General features: G+C 69.9%; 18 protein-coding genes and 2 pseudogenes. 14 read left to right on the plus strand and 6 right to left on the minus strand.

What is annotated here, in order from left to right; translation table 11 throughout:
- Positions 1–393: 393 nt before the first annotated feature.
- The 3 genes from OG758_RS41080 to OG758_RS41090 all read left to right on the plus strand — a co-directional run bounded on the left by OG758_RS41080 (position 394) and on the right by OG758_RS41090 (position 1933).
- Positions 394–594, plus strand: a complete 201-nt coding sequence (locus OG758_RS41080; RefSeq protein ID WP_326714530.1) for a hypothetical protein — start codon at positions 394–396, stop codon at positions 592–594.
- Positions 595–633: 39 nt separating this feature from the next.
- Positions 634–1029, plus strand: a complete 396-nt coding sequence (locus OG758_RS41085) for a nitroreductase/quinone reductase family protein (RefSeq protein ID WP_326714531.1) — start codon at positions 634–636, stop codon at positions 1027–1029.
- Between the two features lie 181 nt (positions 1030–1210).
- Positions 1211–1933, plus strand: a complete 723-nt coding sequence (locus OG758_RS41090; RefSeq protein ID WP_326714532.1) for a PP2C family protein-serine/threonine phosphatase — start codon at positions 1211–1213, stop codon at positions 1931–1933.
- A gap of 18 nt (positions 1934–1951) precedes the next feature.
- Here OG758_RS41090 and OG758_RS41095 read toward each other — a convergent pair whose 3' ends face one another.
- Positions 1952–2521 (minus strand): DUF4232 domain-containing protein, encoded by a 570-nt coding sequence (locus OG758_RS41095; protein WP_326714533.1) that lies wholly within the window; start codon positions 2519–2521, stop codon positions 1952–1954.
- A gap of 215 nt (positions 2522–2736) precedes the next feature.
- Here OG758_RS41095 and OG758_RS41100 point away from each other — a divergent pair, with 215 nt between their 5' ends.
- Positions 2737–3411, plus strand: coding sequence for a TetR/AcrR family transcriptional regulator (locus OG758_RS41100; protein WP_326714534.1), 675 nt, complete (start codon positions 2737–2739; stop codon positions 3409–3411).
- A gap of 174 nt (positions 3412–3585) precedes the next feature.
- The gene (locus OG758_RS41105; RefSeq protein WP_326714535.1) at positions 3586–5193 is read left to right on the plus strand and encodes an MDR family MFS transporter; all 1608 of its coding nucleotides are present in this window, start codon (positions 3586–3588) and stop codon (positions 5191–5193) included.
- Between the two features lie 246 nt (positions 5194–5439).
- Here the strand turns inward: OG758_RS41105 and tnpA are convergent.
- Positions 5440–5866 (minus strand): annotated as a pseudogene (gene tnpA / locus OG758_RS41110) (IS200/IS605 family transposase).
- 47 nt (positions 5867–5913) lie between these two features.
- Here tnpA and OG758_RS41115 point away from each other — a divergent pair.
- Entirely contained in the window at positions 5914–7044 is a 1131-nt protein-coding gene (locus OG758_RS41115; protein ID WP_326716198.1) for an RNA-guided endonuclease InsQ/TnpB family protein, read from the plus strand.
- Positions 7045–7117: 73 nt separating this feature from the next.
- Here the strand turns inward: OG758_RS41115 and OG758_RS41120 are convergent, their stop codons facing one another.
- Complete coding sequence (locus OG758_RS41120; RefSeq protein ID WP_326714536.1) at positions 7118–7579, minus strand: pyridoxamine 5'-phosphate oxidase family protein; 462 nt, start codon at positions 7577–7579, stop codon at positions 7118–7120.
- A 187-nt stretch (positions 7580–7766) separates the two neighbouring features.
- Between OG758_RS41120 and OG758_RS41125 the strand changes: the two genes are divergently transcribed.
- On the plus strand, positions 7767–8702 hold the full coding sequence (locus tag OG758_RS41125; RefSeq protein WP_326714537.1) for an SDR family oxidoreductase: 936 nt from the start codon (positions 7767–7769) through the stop codon (positions 8700–8702).
- A 36-nt stretch (positions 8703–8738) separates the two neighbouring features.
- Here OG758_RS41125 and OG758_RS41130 read toward each other — a convergent pair whose 3' ends face one another.
- On the minus strand, positions 8739–8957 hold the full coding sequence (locus tag OG758_RS41130) for a hypothetical protein (protein WP_326714538.1): 219 nt from the start codon (positions 8955–8957) through the stop codon (positions 8739–8741).
- A 250-nt stretch (positions 8958–9207) separates the two neighbouring features.
- Between OG758_RS41130 and OG758_RS41135 the strand changes: the two genes are divergently transcribed.
- The 4 genes from OG758_RS41135 (at position 9208) to OG758_RS41150 (ending at position 13418) form a co-directional block, all read left to right on the plus strand.
- Complete coding sequence (locus tag OG758_RS41135; protein WP_326714539.1) at positions 9208–10383, plus strand: hypothetical protein; 1176 nt, start codon at positions 9208–9210, stop codon at positions 10381–10383.
- 631 nt (positions 10384–11014) lie between these two features.
- On the plus strand, positions 11015–11509 hold the full coding sequence (locus tag OG758_RS41140; RefSeq protein WP_326714540.1) for a DUF5709 domain-containing protein: 495 nt from the start codon (positions 11015–11017) through the stop codon (positions 11507–11509).
- A 74-nt stretch (positions 11510–11583) separates the two neighbouring features.
- Positions 11584–12624, plus strand: a complete 1041-nt coding sequence (locus tag OG758_RS41145) for a Dyp-type peroxidase (RefSeq protein WP_326714541.1) — start codon at positions 11584–11586, stop codon at positions 12622–12624.
- Positions 12621–13418 (plus strand): family 1 encapsulin nanocompartment shell protein, encoded by a 798-nt coding sequence (locus OG758_RS41150; protein WP_326714542.1) that lies wholly within the window; start codon positions 12621–12623, stop codon positions 13416–13418. The genes OG758_RS41145 and OG758_RS41150 overlap by 4 nt, the downstream gene beginning before the upstream one ends.
- A gap of 63 nt (positions 13419–13481) precedes the next feature.
- Here the strand turns inward: OG758_RS41150 and pspAB are convergent, their stop codons facing one another.
- Together pspAB and htpX are read right to left on the minus strand one after the other, a co-directional pair.
- Positions 13482–14072, minus strand: coding sequence for a PspA-associated protein PspAB (pspAB, locus tag OG758_RS41155; RefSeq protein ID WP_326714543.1), 591 nt, complete (start codon positions 14070–14072; stop codon positions 13482–13484).
- Between the two features lie 18 nt (positions 14073–14090).
- Positions 14091–15005 (minus strand): zinc metalloprotease HtpX, encoded by a 915-nt coding sequence (gene htpX / locus OG758_RS41160; protein WP_326716199.1) that lies wholly within the window; start codon positions 15003–15005, stop codon positions 14091–14093.
- A gap of 211 nt (positions 15006–15216) precedes the next feature.
- Here htpX and OG758_RS41165 point away from each other — a divergent pair, with 211 nt between their 5' ends.
- From OG758_RS41165 to OG758_RS41175, 3 genes and pseudogenes are all read left to right on the plus strand, one after another.
- On the plus strand, positions 15217–15723 hold the full coding sequence (locus OG758_RS41165) for an NUDIX hydrolase (RefSeq protein WP_382059855.1): 507 nt from the start codon (positions 15217–15219) through the stop codon (positions 15721–15723).
- A gap of 14 nt (positions 15724–15737) precedes the next feature.
- A pseudogene (locus tag OG758_RS41170) lies at positions 15738–16223 on the plus strand (sugar ABC transporter substrate-binding protein); the annotation flags it as partial.
- A gap of 54 nt (positions 16224–16277) precedes the next feature.
- Positions 16278–17483: a Gfo/Idh/MocA family protein gene (locus OG758_RS41175; RefSeq protein ID WP_326714544.1), complete on the plus strand. Its 1206-nt coding sequence runs from the start codon at positions 16278–16280 to the stop codon at positions 17481–17483.
- Positions 17484–17524: the final 41 nt, after the last annotated feature.

Consider the following 17524-nt stretch of genomic DNA (forward strand, 5'->3'; position numbering starts at 1 on the left):
CTGCGGGGTCAGCGCGCCCAGAAGGGCACAGGAGCGCAGGTGTTTGCGCAGGTGCAGGACCCCGGCATCAACAGGCTCGCGTCGTCCTCGTAGTTGCCGCCGCCCGCGAAGCAGACCTCGGGCGTCCAGCCCCAACGGCCGTTGTCCGCCTGGGCGCTGGCCCACCGGTTGTTCTCCGCGGCGCCGTCCCGGTACGTCTCGCCCTTCTTTTTTCTCGGTGATGAACCAGTTCCCCGCGCCGCCCTGTTCCAGGTAGCCGACCACCGGGGAACCGGGGGAGCGGCTCGCGTGGACCGGGACGTGGCCGCGCGTGAGGTCGCAGTACATGACGTCGGTCCCGGGCCAGGTACGACCCGACGACGGGTCGACCGGGTCCCGCTTGACGGAGTGGCCGTGACGGTCGGCCTCATCGGCGAGCCCCGCACAGCGGAAGCGGCCCTCACCGCGTTCCCCCACGGCTGGCTGGCTGGCTGGCCGACCGCCGCGGTCGTCGGGGCGCTCGTGGCGGCGGCAAACCTGGCGCTGCCCCGCCCGGCACCCGCCACCGCGGCCCCGGCCGAGGCGCCGCCTGACCCGGTCCGTCGGGTGACCTAGAGTGCGGCGGGTAGTCACAGTGCCGGCGGAGGGACGCGTATGTCGCGGTATCGCGAGTTCAAGTTCAGGGCCGTGACGTCGTTCCAGCGGCGTATCGGCAACCCTCTCCTCTCCCGGCTCCCCGGCCAGATCCTGCTGGAGACCACCGGCCGCACGTCCGGGCTGCCCCGCCGCACCCCGGTCGGCGGTCGCATGGTCGGCCGCGAGTTCTGGTGGGTGTCCGAGTACGGCGACAAGTCGCAGTACGTACGCAACATCCAGGCCGACCCCAAGATCCGCGTCCGGGTCAAGGGACGCTGGCACACGGGCACGGCGCATCTGCTGCCGGACGACGACGCCCGCGCGCGCCTGAAGAACCTGCCGCGGTACAACAGCGCCGCCGTGCGTGCCCTCGGCACGAACCTGCTGACGCTCCGGGCCGACCTCACTGACTGAGGGGCCCGCAGCACGGTTGCGTGAACTGGCGTGCACCAGTGCGAAGTTGGTGGGCTCCGGGCGGCGGGATCCGGTGGGACGGATTCGGTGACAATCGGTTACGGGGAGCGCTCGACTGGCTACACTTGCGCGGCGCGTCACGTCGGGCAGCACGTCCGGCCGCACCTCGGAAGGTCCCTGCATGCCTGCCCGTTCCCAGCCGGTCTCTCCTCTTCCCGAGCAGGTCGGCGCGCTGCGCGTCAGCGCCCGGCACCTGGCGAACGCCACCGCCACGCCGGTGGAGAGAATCCCCGCGGGGGCGGGCGGCGACGTGTACGGAGCCGTTGAATCCCCCTACGGCACCCGTCTGTTGATGGGTGACGTCATGGGCAAAGGCCGCGCGCTCGCCCGCACCGCGGACAACGTCTTACGCGCCTGGCGTGATCTCGCCGCCTGCGAGGCGCGGTTGGAGGGCATCGCCGTACGGCTGCACTCGCTGGTCGCGCACTCGGACGAACCCGACCGCTTCGTCACGGCGACCCTGCTCAGCGTCGAGTCCGACGGATCCGCCCAACTGGTCTGCTGCGGACACCCGCCGCCCGTCCTGCTGCGCGACGGCGCCGCCGTCCACGCCGCGGTCCCCGCGCCCGCGCCGCCGCTCGGCCTGCTCGACCTCCACTCCGGATGGTGCGCCGCCCAGCCGGTGCCGGCCACCGCCTGGGAGTGCATGCTGCTCTACACGGACGGGGTGAGCGAGGCCAGGGACGCGCGCGGTGCGTTCTACCCGCTGGCGGAGCGGGCCGCCGCCCTGGGGAACGCGGCCCTCGAGGACTTCACCGACGCCCTCGCCTGCGACCTGCTCCGCCACGCGGAGGGCCGGCTCCAGGACGACGCCTCGCTTCTCGCGGTCCGCGCCGCGGCCTGATGCCAGGTGGGCGAGGGGTCAGACCTTCAGGACCCCCGCGCCGTCGGACTCGGCCAGCGCCTCGTCCGCCTGGGCCCGCGTCGGCTGCCACAACGTCGTCACCGGCGACCAGACGCGCAGCCCGCCCGGCTCGGAGAGCGAGGCTGCGGTGAATTTCTTGCCGTGGTGTTCCGGGTTCGCCGTCACCACGACGTAGCCGACCGACCGGGCGTCGCTGTCACCGCTCGCGGACAGGGACCGCACGGCGGCGTGGGCCGTCTTCCCGGCGTCGAGCTTGTACGCGGAGCTGCCGGAGAGCGGGAACGGGACGGCGGCCCCGTCCAGATCGCCGTACGTGACCAGCGGCACGCGGTCCACAAGGCAGGCGCGCGAGGAGTGGTTCTTGAGGCTCAGGCGCAGGACGTGGTCCTGGCCTGACGGGGCCGCCTTCACCGTCAGTGCGTTCTCCGCGCAGAGCTTGAGGGCGGCGGCCGGTGCGGCGGCGGGGTGCGCCGGGCGGATGTCTGCCGACGCCGCGGTGGCGGACGCGCCGGTGGCGGACGCGAGCAGCGCGGCGGCGGAGGCGGCAAGGACGGTGCGAGTGGGCATCAGGTTGGTCTCCCGGTGAACAGTGGCTTTCGCATTTCACCCGAAATAATGCTTATGGAGCGTATCTCGGATGAATGCGTCTGCCCACGTCGGCGCCCGTGCCGCCGGCGCGACCGCGGTTGTCGGGGGTTTCGCGGCCGAGGGGATCAGGGTTTCGCGGGCTCCTAGATGCAGTGCGTGCAAAGATTGCAGTGTGTGCAAGAATCTTCGGCGTGATGACATCAGGCACCGCGGCGTCGGCGGTCCGCGAGCCGACGCCGGCCGAAGGGCTGCGCGCCCGGCGACGGCGCCAGACCCGGGCCGAACTGCACGCCGCCACGGTCCGCCTGGCCCGTGAACACGGCCTCGAACACGTCACGGTCGAGATGATCAGCAAGGAGGCCGGGGTCTCCCCGCGGACCTTCTTCAACTACTTCCGCACCAAGGAGACCGCGCTCTTCGCCTGGCCCGGCGGCCTGACCGAGGCCGAGGCGGAGCAGTTCGTCTCCGCGCCGGGCCGCGGCCCGGACGCCGTGCTGCGGGACCTGGGCGACGTGTTCGCCACGCACGTCGACGAGATGCCGCCCGGCGCCGGAGCGTTCGAGGACGTCCTGGCCGTCGTCGAGAAGGTGCCCTCGGCCCTCGGTGCGTTCCTCGCCGAGTGCGACGCGCTCGAACGGGACCTCGCCGGCGCCATCGCCCGCCGCACCGGAGACGCCCCCGACGGGCAGACCGTGGCGCTGCTCGCGGGGATCGCCATGACCGCCGTACGCAGCGGCCTCATGCGATGGGCCCGCGACGAGCAGCACCCCGACGGCCCCGCGGCCTCGGTGCGCGACTCCTTCACCGCTCTGCGCGGCCTCCTCGCCCCGGCGCACACCCCACCCGCCACCACCGAACGGGAGGCCTGAGGCGCGGCTCCCGCAGCGCAACCCGGCCGCCGCCCCCACGGCACCGGTGCGAGCGCTCCCCGCGCAAGGCCCCCACACGACTCCCCACCCCAGCCCCGAAGACTCCCCGAACTCCCCGGGCGGCGACCGCTCGCGCGCCGCGCATCCCATCACTTCACGTACGGAGACCTGAGCATGACCCACGCCCCCGCACCGGCGGGCACCGATCCCGCCCCTGAGGACGGAACGGCCAAGCCGCACAACTTCGGGCTGATCTTCGGCGCGCTGATGCTGACGATGCTGCTCGGCGCGCTCGACCAGACCATCGTCAGCACCGCCCTGCCGACCATCGTCGGCGAGCTCAACGGCATCGAGCACATGGCGTGGATCACCACCGCGTACATCCTCGCCGCCACCATCGGCATGCCGGTCTACGGCAAGCTCGGCGACCTCATGGGCCGCAAGAACATATTCCTCGCGGGCATCGCGCTCTTCCTGGTCGGCTCCGTGGTCTGCGGGCTCGCCCAGAACATGGGCACGCTCGTCGCGGGCCGCGCCCTCCAGGGCCTGGGCGGCGGCGGCCTCATGATCACCTCGCAGGCGATCATCGCCGACCTCGTACCGCCCCGGGAACGCGCCAAGTACATGGCCCCCATGGGCGCCGTGTTCGGTCTCTCCTCGGTCGTCGGGCCGCTGCTCGGCGGCTGGTTCACCGACGAGCACTCGTGGCGCTGGGCGTTCTGGGTCAACCTGCCGCTCGGCGTCCTCGCCTTCTTCGTCGCGGCCGTCGCGATCAAGCTGCCGCGCAAGGCCGTCAAGGTCACCCTCGACTACCTCGGCACCGCACTGATGGCCGCCGCCGTCACCTGCACCGTGCTGTTCGCCAGCTGGGGCGGCACGCAGTACGAGTGGTCCGACCCGCTGGTCATCGGGCTCGGCATCGGCGCGGTCGTCGCCTGGGTGCTGTTCTTCGCCGCCGAGAAGCGGGCCGCCGAGCCGGTCATCCCGCTGCACCTCTTCCGCAGCCCGATCTTCAACGTCGCCACGCTCCTCGGCATGATCGTGATCGGCCTCGGCATGTTCGCGATCGTTGGCTACATGCCCACGTATCTCCAGATGGTCTACGGCAAGACGGCCACCGAGTCGGGGCTGCTGCTCATCCCCATGGTCGTCGGCATCATGGCCACAGCGCTGCCGTCCGGCGCGATCATGAGCAAGACCGGCCGCTACAAGATCTATCCGATCGTCGGCACGGTCGTCATCATGCTCGTCGCGTTCCTGATGTCCCGCCTCGACGTGAGCGACCCGGTCTGGCTGGTCTGCCTGTACGTAGGACTCGCGGGCGCCGGTGTCGGCCTGATGATGCAGACCCTCGTACTCGCCGTGCAGAACGACTTCCCGGGCGCCGAGGTCGGCACCGCCACCTCCGCGAACAACTTCTTCCGCGAGATCGGCGCGACCCTGGGCACCGCCGTCGTCGGCGCGGTCTTCGCCAGCCGCCTCACCGACCAGCTCGCCACGCGCCTGCCCGCGGACGCCGCCTCGAAGGTCGGAGACAGCGACTCACTGACGCCCGCGCTCGTACGGGCCCTGCCGGCCGACCTGCGCGCCACGGTCGTCTCCTCGTACCAGGAGGCACTCGTGCCGATCTTCCTGTACCTGGTGCCCGTCTTCGCGGTCGGTCTCGTCCTCGCCTTCGTACTGAAGGAGAAGCCGCTCGCCGACAACGAGGACTGGCATGCCGAGAACGAGACGGCGCGGCCGGACGGTGAGGAGAAGGAGCTGGAGCCTGCCGCCGGCTGAGTGTGTGGCACCGGGCGCGCCCGTCGGAGGTCTCTCCGGCGGGCGCGTTCCGCGTTGTCGGGCTGCGGGTGGGCTGCCGTGGGTGGGGCTGGCTCTTGGCCGGCTCCGCAGTCCGTTCTCAACTCGGGCTTCGGTGCGGGTGATTCAGCAGGATCTAGTGCGGAACCCTGGGCGTTCCGGCACGGGAGGAAGCGGTTCTCTGGACTGCTTTGACCCGCAGGTTTCCAGGGGTCCGCATGGTTGACCTCAGCCTGAATGTTTCTGGTTGTCGATGTACTCCTTGATGATCGACTGCGGGGCGCGCCCGCAGGAGGCGGCAGAGTACGAGGGCGGCCAGAAGTGGTCGCCCCACAGGTGCTTGTGGATATGTCGGGGAAGCTCCTGAGGGAGCCTGCGGGCACAGGCGCCCTTGAGGGAGCCGGCCAGCCGGGACGGGGAGACCTTCGGCGGGTAGCACCAGCAGGTGCACGTGATCGGTCTCGCCGTTGAACTCGACCAACTCTGTGTCGAAGTCTGCGCAGACGGCGCGCATGACGTCCTCGCAGCGTCGAGGGATCTCGTCGGTGAACGGTCCGCGCCGGTACTTGGGTGTGAAGACCAAGTGGGCGTGGAGGGTGTGGACGCTCGTGCGGCCCCTGCGAATATGGGGGTTTGGCTCTCGGCGTGGTGACATGCGTCGATACGATCGCCTGTGTGAAGGTTGTCGTGCAGGTGAAGCTGATGCCGCAGGCCGGGCAGGCCGGCGCGCTGTCGGTGACGCTGCGTACGGTCAACGAGGCCGCGAACTGGGTGTCGGCGGTGGCGTTCGAGCGCGGTGTGCCGCGTGAGTACGAGTTGCGCAAGCACACTTATGGCGAACTGCGGTCGCGGGGACTGGGGGCGCAGGCTGCCCAGCACATCATCAAGAAGACCCGCGATGCCTACGCGACGCTCAGGGCCAACATCCGTGCCGGGAATCTCGGCAAAGAAGGCTCTAAGCGTCGCCGCGAGGCGGAGTCCAAGCCGATCACGTTTCGGCCCGAGGCTGCGCAGCCGTATGACGACCGGTGTTTGAGCTGGCAGTACGACGCGCAGACGGTGAGCATCTGGACAACTTCCGGGCGTATCAAGAACGTCCGCTTTGCCTGCTCGTCTGACGTACTCAAGACGCTTCGGGACCACCGGCAGGGCGAGTCGGATCTGATCGAACGCGACGGCGTGTTCTATCTGATCGCGACGTGCGACGTTCCCGAGGCCGAGCAGTACGAGCCCGGCCATTTCATCGGCGTGGACCTTGGAATCGCCAACATTGCCACCACATCCACCGGCCACAAATCTGCCGGGCGCGGCCTGAACCGCCACCGTAAGCGGCAACTCGACCTGCGCAGGAAGCTCCAGGCCAAGGGCACCAAGTCCGCCAAGCGGTTGTTGAAGAAGCGCAACCGGCGTGAACAGCGTCACGCGAAGAACCAGAATCACATCATCGCCAAGACGATCGTGACCGAGGCTGAACGCACCTCGGCCGGGATTTCCCTGGAGGAACTCAGGGGAATCCGGCAGAGGGTACGGCTCCGCAAGCCCCAACGGGTCGCACTGCACTCCTGGGCCTTTGCCCAGCTCGCAGACTTCATCGTCTACAAGGCCCGCAGGGCCGGCGTCCCCGTGGTCTTCGTCGATCCCGCCTACACCACGCAGCAGTGCTGCGCGTGCGGCCACATCGACAAGAAGAACCGGGCAAGCCAGGCCCTCTTCACCTGCCGGAACTGCGGGGTCGTTGCCCACGCAGACCGGAACGCTTCCCACAACATCGCCCGCAAGGGCGAGGCTGTGTGGACTGCGGGGCGTGAGTCACGCGTCCCTGCCACCCCATAAGGGTGTCTGGACGGAGGAGCCCACCCAACAGCCAGTTGGACGCTACCTCCAAACCCGGTCCTTCAGGGCCAGGTCAAGTTGACTCCTCGATCCACTCGCCCTCCCGCATCAGGTCCCGGCCCGCCAGCTCGTTGGCCTCCCGCCAGGCTTGGACCCGCCGCGGTGTGACGCGGAAGTAGAGGTACTCCGAGGTCAGCGTGCGCGGGTCGAACCCTGTCTTCTCCGCGAACGCGTCTCCGACGCCGTCCGGGAGTTCGGCGGCCGTCAGCGTCTGCGCCGTGCCCTCGATCATGACGACGTCACGCGTCGGGCCGACGCCGAGCCGGGCCCGCCCCGTGGCCCGCAGATTGCGTCCCGTGGGACTGGCCGCCGGAGTGGCGAGCAGCAGCGTCGCACCGTCCCACAGGAACGACAGCGGTACGAGATACGGCGTCGCGTTCTCCCTGTCGGCCGTGGCCACCCATACGTCCTCGTCGCGTTCGAGTCTGTCGAGGGTGTCCTGCTTGCGCTGCTTCACGGTCCGGGCGGGTGGCATCGGCGTCTCCCTGTCACGTCGGGCGGGTTCCCTGGTCACTGTTATGACACGGGCCGGCTCTGGAATGTGACCGATGGGCGGAGAACATCCGCTCAGGAATGGCGACACGCGGTGTCCTGATTTCGGGTCATGCTCGAACCGAGGCGGGCCACGGCGGCCCGTCCGGCAGCAGCGAGGAGACGGCTCCATGACACAGGAACCCGGGACCGGAAGTGCCCGGCTGGACGGCAAGATCGCCCTCGTGGCGGGCGCGACCCGCGGCGCGGGACGAGGCATCGCCGTGGAACTCGGCGCGGCCGGCGCCACGGTGTACGTGACCGGCCGCACCACGCGGGCCCGGCGCTCCGAGTACGGCCGGCCGGAGACCATCGAGGACACGGCGGACCTGGTGACCGCGGCCGGCGGGCGTGGTATCGCGGTGCCCACCGACCACCTCGACCCCGCCCAGGTCAAGGCCCTCGTCGACCGTATCGCCACCGAACAGGGGCGGCTCGATGTTTTGGTCAACGACATCTGGGGCGGCGAGAACCTCTTCGCCTGGGACACCCCCGTCTGGGAGCACGACCTCGACGACGGGCTTCGTCTGCTCCGCCTCGCCGTCGAGACGCACGCCGTCACCAGCCACCACGCGCTGCCGCTCCTGCTCCGGAACCCCGGTGGTCTCGTCGTCGAGATGACCGACGGTACGGCCGAGTACAACCGTGACAACTACCGCGTCTCGTTCTTCTACGATCTCGCCAAGAGTTCCGTTCTGCGTATGGGCTTCGCCCTCGGGCAGGAACTGGGCCCACGCGGCGCGACAGCCCTCGCCCTCACCCCGGGCTGGCTGCGCTCGGAGATCATGCTCGGCCACTTCGGCGTCACCGAGGAGAACTGGCGCGACGCCCTGGAACAGGTGCCCCACTTCGCGATCTCCGAGACCCCGTTCTACGTCGGCCGGGCCGTCGCCGCGCTCGCCGCCGACCCCGAAGTGGCCCGCTGGAACGGGCAGTCGACGTCCAGCGGGGCACTTGCCCAGGTGTACGGGTTCACCGACGTCGACGGGAGCCGGCCCGACGCCTGGCGCTATCTCGTCGAGGTGCAGGACCCGGGCAAGCCGGCTGACGCGAGTTCTTACCGCTGACGCTGGGCTGTGGGGTGCGGGTTCGGCGGCGCCCTCTCAGATCTGCGCCGGCCACACCTTCGTACCGCCACCCCGCCACTCGACCAGCTCGGGGTCGTCCAGCCGCGCGTCCTCCAGGCCCGCTCGCCGCAGGAACTCGAGCACGTCCTCCTGCCCGGTCGCCAGTCCGGCGTCCTCGCCGCGGATGGTCACCCGGCGGCCGCCGGGCTGGGCGGCGTGCACGACCACAGGGGGAAATCCTTCAGGTTCGTCCATAGTTCTCAGCTTCCGTGACGGGGTTCGGCTCCGCACCCGGACGGGGCACCGGCGCCGGACGCGTGGCGCGCATCGCGGTCGGCTGCGGGGCGGAACGGGGGTGGGCTCGTTCTCGTTCCGTCAACAATGACGGAACCCTTGCGCGTGCGGCAGCCACTTCCCGATTGCGTCGAAATCGCCCTGTATTGGCCCCAGTCGAGCTCCTGCTACCGGTCACCCGTGACAGGGAAGGACCAGTTACGGTGCTGTAGTGGTGATCACTCAGCAGGACAACGGGGAACAGACAGTGACCGGGACCGCGCTGCTCCTTGCGGCCGCCCCGGCGAACAAGAGCTGTCTCATCGACGCGACTTCCGTACTGCCCGCGCTCGCGGCCGTACCACCCAGCGCGCTGACCGGCACCGCCGCCGCGACCGTCGTCGAACTCGCCGACCCCGTCGACCCGCAGACCGTCCTCACCCGCATCCGCACCGCGGCCGCCGCGCCCGGCCCTCTCGTCCTGTACGTGACCGGGCAGCTCCATCTGGATCACCGCCAGCAACTGCTTCATCTCGCCCTGGCCCGTACGACTCCGTCGACCCTGCGGTACACCGCACTGCCCTGGCACTGGCTCACCGGCGAACTCGCGCTCCGGCGGCCCGACACCACCACGGTGGTCCTCGATCTGGTGGCCGACGGTGATGCCTGGGGGCAGGTGCGGGGCGGGGGGTTCGGTGTGGGGCCCGGGGTTCGTCTGTTCGGGCGGGTCTCGCCTCCTCCTCCACGCCGTTCCACTGCCGCACCTGGCTATCTCAAGACCTACGCCTCGATATGGCGCAACGGGCACCGCCCGCCGCTTGCGCATCTTCATGCCCAGGCGGCTGGGGAGGCCGGCCCCGGCGATGCGGTGTTCCTCGCGGTCGACGGTGGGCCGGGGAGTGTGCCGCCGGCTCCCCCGTCGGCCGTGCCGGTCCCTCGGCAAGAGGCGGCTCCAGTTGCCGAGGCTCGCCCCGATGCCGATCCGCACCCGGCGATCCTCGCCGCCGCGCAGTCCGGGCGGCATGGTGAGGCCGCGGCCATCGCGGCCATGTGGGAGAGCACCGCTCTGCGCACTCATGGCGCGGGGTCGCCGGAGGCGCTCCACTGGCTCGAGGTGCGTGCGGATCTTGCGCGGCTCGCGCGGGATCCTGGCCGCAGTTGCGAGCTGTGGATGGCTGCGGCTTCGGCTCGGCTGGCACGTGGGCAGGCTGCGGACACGGAGGATGTCGAGGCCGCCGTGGATCGCGCCCATCATCAGTGGGAGCAGCTTGGCGATCCGGCGCAGGCCCGTGCGCTTGCCGCGTCTCTTACGCGGTTGCGGCGTTCGGTTCCTGGGCGGCGGCCCGGCGCGCTCGAGGCGATCGGCCGGCGGATCTCGGCGCTGGAGGACGTGCCCGCGATGCCGTGACGGAAGGGTGGGGTGGGGATGCCGGTGCGCCGACGGGTGCCGGCTGTCTTCGGCCGTTGTGTTTTCGGGTGCGGGGCCGCGGGGGCATGTACGAGCTCGCTGTTCTACGGGCGTACGTCAGCTAGCTGATTACCTGTACGTGGTGCTGGTGGCTCCGCGCGCACTTGCCCCCGCGTCCCCTCCCGTCCCGTCGGCGCCTCACCGCCGGTGGGACTCGCTGCCGCGCGTCTCGTACGCGGCCGCCCCTTCGGCGAGGCTGCTCCATCCCAGGTGCCGGTCCACGTCTCGTATGCGGCTCATCGCTCGGTGGGGCTGCCTTCCCGTGACGGGGTTCATGGGGCGGGCCGGGGGGGTGGGGAATTCCCGGGAGCGGTTCGTCGTTGGAAGTGGCGTGGACGCGGATGGAGCTGTGTCCCCGGGCCTCATCTCATTCGCCTGCAAGGACGATCGTTCGGCTGATGCCTTGTGGAGCCCCCGCCGCGAGGCGACCGCCATCCGCGCCCACCCGGACCGCCCCGGCCGTGATCCCCCGTCACGGTCGGGGCACCTTCATGTCCGGGATCGTTCAGCAGGACGTGCCGCCCTCTCGCCGCACACAATGGAGGCAGAGGCCACCGCTGAAGGAGGCGACGTGGACATCGACGATCAAGGGCGGGGAGACGACGTCTACCAGCCCGACGGGTCCGAGGTCCAGGACGACGAGGGTCTCCTCGACCAGGAGGACACCCTGCTCGGCGGTCGCGTCACCGATCCGCTCGACGAGGGCTATTCGCCGCCCGAGCGGCCCTGGGGGGTCGAGCACACCGGTGTCACCTGCTCGGAGCAGCGGCTCGGCGAGACGCTCGACGAGCGTCTGTCCGAGGAGGTCCCCGACCTCGTTGTGCCGGAGGACGACGGCATCGGCGACACCTGGGACACCGACGGCGAACCGCTCGACGACGAGGTGGGTGCCGAGCGCTCCGGTCGGCTCGTGGCGCCCGATGAAGGGGTGCGCAAGGACAAGGAGGGCGACCTGTTCGCCGAGGACGTCGGGATCGACGGTGCGGCCGCGTCCGCCGAGGAGGCCGCGATGCACCTCGTGGAGGACGTCCGCAGAGGGCGGGACCCGCGGCGGGTCACCGACTGACCGTGCGGGAGAGGTGAGCCCGGCTTAGTGTGACGGAAGTCAGCCGACTGCATTGCACCCCTGCGGGAGAGCCAGTGACGCAAACGCAGCCCGTCTTGGCGCCGTACTCGACAGCGGCCCTCTTTCTCGTGGTGACCACGGCACCGGGCGCCGAACCCCGCGTACGCGACCAGCTCGGTGGGTTGAACGGGCTGCTGCGTTCGGTCTCGTTCCGTTCTCCCGACTCGTTCCTGGCGTGCACCGTCGGTATCGGTTCTGTTGTCTGGGACCGGTTGTTCGGCGGGCCGCGGCCTGTCGGACTGCATCCCTTTCGTGAGCTGAACGGCGATCGGCACCGGGCCGTCGCCACTCCTGGGGATCTGCTCTTCCATCTGCGGGCACGGCGCATGGACCTCTGTTTCGAGCTGGCCGGCCACATCGTCGGACAGCTCGGCGACGCCGCGACCGTCGTCGACGAGGTGCACGGCTTCAACTACTTCGACGACCGGGACCTGCTCGGGTTCGTCGACGGCAGCGAGAACCCGACGGGTGACGCGGCACTCTCTGCCGTGTTCATCGGCGATGAGGACGCCCCGTTCGCGGGCGGCAGTTACGTCGTGGTGCAGAAGTATCTCCACGACATGGCTGCCTGGCATGCCCTGTCGACGGAGGAGCAGGAGAAGGTCATCGGCCGTTCGAAGGCCGACAACATCGAGATGTCCGACGAGACCAAGCCCGCCGACTCCCACGTCGCCCTCAACACCATCACCGAGGACGGCGAGGAGCGGAAGATCGTCCGCCAGAACATGCCGTTCGGGACGCTGGGACGTGGCGAGTTCGGTACGTACTTCATCGGGTACGCGCGGACCCCCGCGGTCACCGAGCAGATGCTCGAGAACATGTTCATCGGCAGCCCTCCCGGCAACACCGACCGGATCCTCGACTTCTCCACCGCCGTCACGGGAAACCTGTTCTTCGTTCCCGCCGCAGACTTCCTCGACAACCTGCCGGACCCGCCCGCTCTGCCGGACGCCGCACGCGAAGTTCCCGCCCCTGCCGCGTCACCGCAGCCCGTCGTCGCCCCGCCCGACGGCTCGTTGGGCATCGGCGGCCTCAAAGGAGCTCCCGCGTCATGAACAATCTGCACCGCGAACTCGCCCCCATCAGCGAAGCCGCCTGGGCGGAGATCGAGCAAGAGGCCGGCCGCACCTTCCAGCGTCATGTCGCGGGACGCCGCGTCCTTGACGTCACCGGACCTGACGGGCTCGAACTCGCCGCCGTCGGCACCGGGCATCTGCGGTCCGTCACGCCGCCCGCACCGGGAGTCATGGCGCGGCTGCGCGAGGCCCAGCCGCTGGTTGAACTGCGCGTTCCCTTCACCGTCAGCCGCGAGGCCGTGGACGACGTCGCCCGCGGCTCCAACGACTCCGACTGGCAGCCGGTCAAGGACGCGGCCCGCACCATGGCGTTCGCCGAGGACCAGGCCATCTTCGACGGCTACGCCGCGGGCCGGATCGAAGGCGTCCGCGAGCGCACGTCCAACCCCGTCCTGAGTCTGCCGGCCGAACCCCGCGACTACCCCGACACCATCGCGAGAGCTCTCAGCGCCCTGCGCCTCGCCGGCGTCGACGGCCCGTACTCGCTGCTGCTCGGCGCCGAGGCGTACACGGCGGTCAGCGAGACCACCGACCACGGTTTCCCCGTGTCCGGCCACATCGCCCGGCTCCTGGACGGCGAACTGATCTGGGCACCCGCGATCAACGGCGCCTTCGTCCTGTCCACCCGCGGCGGCGACTACGAACTCCGCATCGGCCAGGATCTTTCGATCGGTTACACCTCGCACGACGCGACCGGCGTCGAGCTGTACTTCCAGGAGACGCTGACGTTCCTGATGTACACGGACGAGGCCGTTGTCGCTCTGCGGGCGTGACGGTCGCGGTTGCGTGATGGTCGGGGTTTACCGACGGGTACCGCCCTTCCCTCGGCGGCCGTGTCAGGTCCTGGTCTCTCCCAGGCCGGGGGCGCCCCACACCGGGAACCAGCGTTCCAGGTCCTGTTCCATGCGGAGGTCGTCGCCGATCACAGCGCGTACGCGCAGTTCCAGGGCGTTGTCGCGCTTTTCTCCAGGGAGCGGGGCGAAGGGGTAGAACGTGCCCCGCTTGTAGAGGTAGACGAGCGCCAGCGAGCGGCCTTCAGCGTTGCGGAAGCCGGCCAGGGAGCACAGGAGTTGGGGGCCGAAGCCGTTGCCTTCGAGCGTGGCGTTCACCGCGTGCAGATCGCCGACCAGCGCCGGCAGGTCCGAGGGGGCTCTTCGGGAGAGCAGCCATGTGTAGCCGTATTCGTCCCGGCTGAACTCCGCCGCGGCGCCACGCTCAGTATCGGCGTTCAGCAGCGCCCCTACGTCCTCGCGGATCGTGTCGAAGGCCGTCCCCTCCACCGTCGTGAAGCACACCGAGCCCAGGCCGGTCGGCGTGAACCCGGCGGCCGCCTCCAGAGTGATCGCGGCCGACGGCAGGCCGAAGAGCCGGTCGAGGTCGGGTGGAGCGGGCCTGGTGCGCCCGAGCAGGATGTCCAGGAAGCCCATATGGATCCCTTCGGGGGCTCAGGCCGGGCGGCCGAGGTCGGCGGAGATCGCCGCCAGCTGGTCGAGGCGCTGTTCGAGCGAGGGGTGAGTGGAGAAGAGCCGGGGCAGCGGGGCCGCCTTCGACAGCGCGGGGATGAAGTAGAACGCGTTGAACGCCCGGGCCGTCCGCAGATCCTTGCTCGGGATGCGGGCGATGTCCCCGTCGAGCTTGGTCAGCGCGGACGCCAGCGCCGACGGCCGGCCCGTCAGCAGCGCCGCGGCCCGGTCGGCGGCCAGCTCCCGGTACCGGGACAGCGCCCGGATGAGGACGAAGCTGATCGCGTAGACGGCGATCGAGACGCCCATGACCACCGCGAGGACCACCAGCGTGTTCTGGTCGGTCCTGCGGCGGCCGCCGAGCAGCTCGGAGTAGAACGCGAAGCGCACGACGATGCCGGCGACCACACCGAGGAACGAGGCCACCGTGATCACGGCGACGTCGCGGTGAGCCACATGGGACAGCTCGTGCGCGAGGACGCCCTCCAGTTCGTCGGGCTCCAGACGGCGCAGCAGGCCCGTGGTCACGCACACCACCGCGTGATCGGCGTTGCGGCCGGTGGCGAACGCGTTCGGGAGGTCGGTGCCGGCGATGGCCACCTGCGGTTTCGGCATGTCGGCGGTCGCGCACAGCCGGTCGATGACGCCGTGCAGCTGGGGCTGCTCCTCACGGGTCACGATGCGGCCGTGCATGGCGTACAGGGCGATCCGGTCGGAGAACCAGTACTGCGACCCGAGGAGTCCCGCGGCGATCACGACGACCAGGAGTGTCGACTTGAGCAGGACCAGGAGCGCGCCGATGAACGCCACGTACAGCAGGCCCAGCAGGAACACGGTGACCAGCATGCGCACGGTCAGCTGCCGGTCGGCCTTGAACCGGCTCCCTCCGGCCTTCAGGGTGGTTGTCACAGCCGTCACCGCCTTCGCTCCGCGGTGCGCGCCGCCGTACGAGCCGCTCACGCGGAGCGGGACCGGCGGTGCGCTCACCTTCCACGATGCCACTTACCGGGGCTCTTGCGACCAGTAGCGCACGGACGCTGTCAGTTTCCTGTCAGCCCCGGCTCCCGCCGTCCTGCCAGGTCGCGCTGCGTCCCTCTAAAGTGGCGCCATGCCATCGCGCGAGCAATACGAACGCATCGCGGTGACGCCCGCACCTCCCGTGATGAAGCAGGGCGAGGTGTGGACCGTGGGTGCCGTGATCCTCGATGCGCGGGGGCAGGCTTTCGCGCAGAGGCGAAGCCCCGACCGGCGCCTTTTTCCCGACACGTGGGACATCGTCGGCGGCCACGTCGAGCCCGGCGAGAGTCTCCTCGGCGCGCTGGCCCGCGAGATCGAGGAGGAGACGGGGTGGCGCCTGCGGCGGGTGGGTGCGTTCCTCGGTGTCTCCACGTGGACCGGTGACGACGGTGGCGGCCGACGGCACGAGGCCGACTGGGTCGTCGAGGTCGACGGGGATCTGGACCATCCCGCCCTGGAGTGGTCCAAGCACTCCGCGTACGGCTGGTTCGGGGCCGCCGACCTGGACCGGCTCAAGGAGAACTGTCGGCCGGGTGAGTTCCTGGTCCACGATCTGATCGCCGGCGTCCTGCTAGGCCCGGCCCGAGGCCCCCGCTAGGTGTATTGAGCGTGCAGTTCGGTTCGGGCACGGCGGCGACCTCGCTCGACGGCTCCTGGATGATCAAGACGTACTACGGGTTCAAGCGCATCCAGACCGGCACGGCCGTCACCCCTGTCGGCCCGAGCGGCAGGCGCGCCACCATGATGAACGACCTCGCGGACTCCATCACCAAGCACGCGCGCAACAAGCCGGGCGCCGAGAAGTGGGTGGCCTACCTCGCCTGCCGGCGGACGGTCGGCGAGCACGGGATCGTGTTCCCGGCCACCAAGGACGGCACGGCGGCGGCCGTCGCCGCTTACAAGAAGGACGGCATCGACGTCACGGTGTTCACCAAGCCGGTCGCCGACAAGACGACCTTCTCCTTCCCGATCACCAACTACGCGGCGGGGGTGTATGCGTTGATGCGGCCCGCCATGCAGGACATCTATGCCAGCGATGTCCCCGTCGGCGGCCTCGACCGCACCAACAGTCAGATCAACCTCCTGCTCTCCCAATGAAGTTCAGTGAAGTCCCGTGCATTTCAGTGAAGTCCAGTCTGTGAAGGGATCCTCATGACGTTCTCCATCGGCATCGTCGGCGCCGGGCAGTTCTCCGGGCAGTTCGCCAAGCTGTTCCGCGCCCACCCCGGTGTCGGCGACATCCACGTCACGGACCTGCTGCCGAAGCGCGCCGAACAGCTCGTCGCCGCCGAGCGGCTCACCGGCACCTTCCCCTCGTTCGACGCCATGCTGGAGTCCGACGCGGTCGACGCCGTGGCGGTCTTTACCCAGCGCTGGACCCACGGCCCGCTCGTCCTGCAGGCGTTGCGCGCCGGGAAGCACGTGTACTCGGCGGTGCCGATGGCGATCACCGAGGACGAGATCGCCGCCATCATCGACGCCGTGCGCGACACGGGGCTGACGTACATGATGGGCGAGACCAGCCAGTACAACCCGGCGACCGTGCACGCCCGCAACCAGATCGCCGACGGCGCCTTCGGGCGGCTCTTCTACGCCGAGGGCGACTACGTCCACGACATGGACCTCGGCTTCTACGACGCCTACCGGTACAGCGGCGGCGACAACTGGAAGGCCACCGCCAGCTATCCGCCCCTGCTCTACCCGACGCACTCCGTCGGTGGTGTGCTCGGCGCCTGGCGGACCCACGCCGTGAGCGTCTCCGCGATCGGTGTGCCCGACGAGCGCGGTGACGGGGTCTTCGACAAGGAGGTCAGCCAGTTCGGCAACGACCTGTCGAACGCGACGGCGCTCTTCGAGGTCGCGGGCGGCGGCTCGTTCCGTACGAACGAGTTCCGCAGGGTCGGCTATCCGTCACACATCCGCGAATCGCGGTTCCGGTTCTTCGGCACCGACGCCAGTATGGAGCAGCTGGCCACGGTCAGTTTCTGGCAGGACAAGAAGGGGGTGCGGGACATCTCGGAACTCCTTCAGCCCAAGCCGACGCTGCCGGCCGACGACCCCTCGCTCCAGCACATCGCGCCTGCCCTCAGGGACGCGTTCACCTCCGGTTCGGCGCCCGTGCATGACCGCGCCCGGCTGCCCCGCGAGTTCGACCACATGCCCAACGGCCACGAGGGAAGCCACCACTTCCTCGTCGACGACTTCGTCACCGCCGTCGCCACGAGGACCCTGCCGTCGGTGAACGCGTGGGTGGCCGCCCGTTACACCCTGCCCGGCATCGTCGCCCACGAGTCGGCCCTGCGCGGGGGTGCACGACTGGACATCCCGGACTTCGGGGACGCTCCCAACTCGCTCTGAGCCAGGGGCGCGTGGGAAAGGGGGAGGCGGTTGTGAACCCC

It is taken from the genome of Streptomyces sp. NBC_01474 (genome assembly GCF_035918215.1).
Lineage (GTDB): Bacteria > Actinomycetota > Actinomycetes > Streptomycetales > Streptomycetaceae > Streptomyces > Streptomyces aureus.

What these genes read in the sequence shown, in the direction of transcription:
- OG758_RS41095 (WP_326714533.1), bottom strand. Translation starts at nt 2,521, where the DNA reads ATGCCCACTCGCACCGTCCTTGCCGCCTCCGCCGCCGCGCTGCTCGCG.
- OG758_RS41150 (WP_326714542.1), top strand. Translation starts at nt 12,621, where the DNA reads ATGAACAATCTGCACCGCGAACTCGCCCCCATCAGCGAAGCCGCCTGG.
- OG758_RS41085 (WP_326714531.1), top strand. Translation starts at nt 634, where the DNA reads ATGTCGCGGTATCGCGAGTTCAAGTTCAGGGCCGTGACGTCGTTCCAG.
- OG758_RS41125 (WP_326714537.1), top strand. Translation starts at nt 7,767, where the DNA reads ATGACACAGGAACCCGGGACCGGAAGTGCCCGGCTGGACGGCAAGATC.
- pspAB (WP_326714543.1), bottom strand. Translation starts at nt 14,072, where the DNA reads ATGGGCTTCCTGGACATCCTGCTCGGGCGCACCAGGCCCGCTCCACCC.
- OG758_RS41120 (WP_326714536.1), bottom strand. Translation starts at nt 7,579, where the DNA reads ATGCCACCCGCCCGGACCGTGAAGCAGCGCAAGCAGGACACCCTCGAC.
- OG758_RS41100 (WP_326714534.1), top strand. Translation starts at nt 2,737, where the DNA reads ATGACATCAGGCACCGCGGCGTCGGCGGTCCGCGAGCCGACGCCGGCC.
- OG758_RS41105 (WP_326714535.1), top strand. Translation starts at nt 3,586, where the DNA reads ATGACCCACGCCCCCGCACCGGCGGGCACCGATCCCGCCCCTGAGGAC.
- OG758_RS41130 (WP_326714538.1), bottom strand. Translation starts at nt 8,957, where the DNA reads ATGGACGAACCTGAAGGATTTCCCCCTGTGGTCGTGCACGCCGCCCAG.
- OG758_RS41090 (WP_326714532.1), top strand. Translation starts at nt 1,211, where the DNA reads ATGCCTGCCCGTTCCCAGCCGGTCTCTCCTCTTCCCGAGCAGGTCGGC.
- OG758_RS41165 (WP_382059855.1), top strand. Translation starts at nt 15,217, where the DNA reads ATGCCATCGCGCGAGCAATACGAACGCATCGCGGTGACGCCCGCACCT.
- OG758_RS41115 (WP_326716198.1), top strand. Translation starts at nt 5,914, where the DNA reads ATGCCGCAGGCCGGGCAGGCCGGCGCGCTGTCGGTGACGCTGCGTACG.
- OG758_RS41175 (WP_326714544.1), top strand. Translation starts at nt 16,278, where the DNA reads ATGACGTTCTCCATCGGCATCGTCGGCGCCGGGCAGTTCTCCGGGCAG.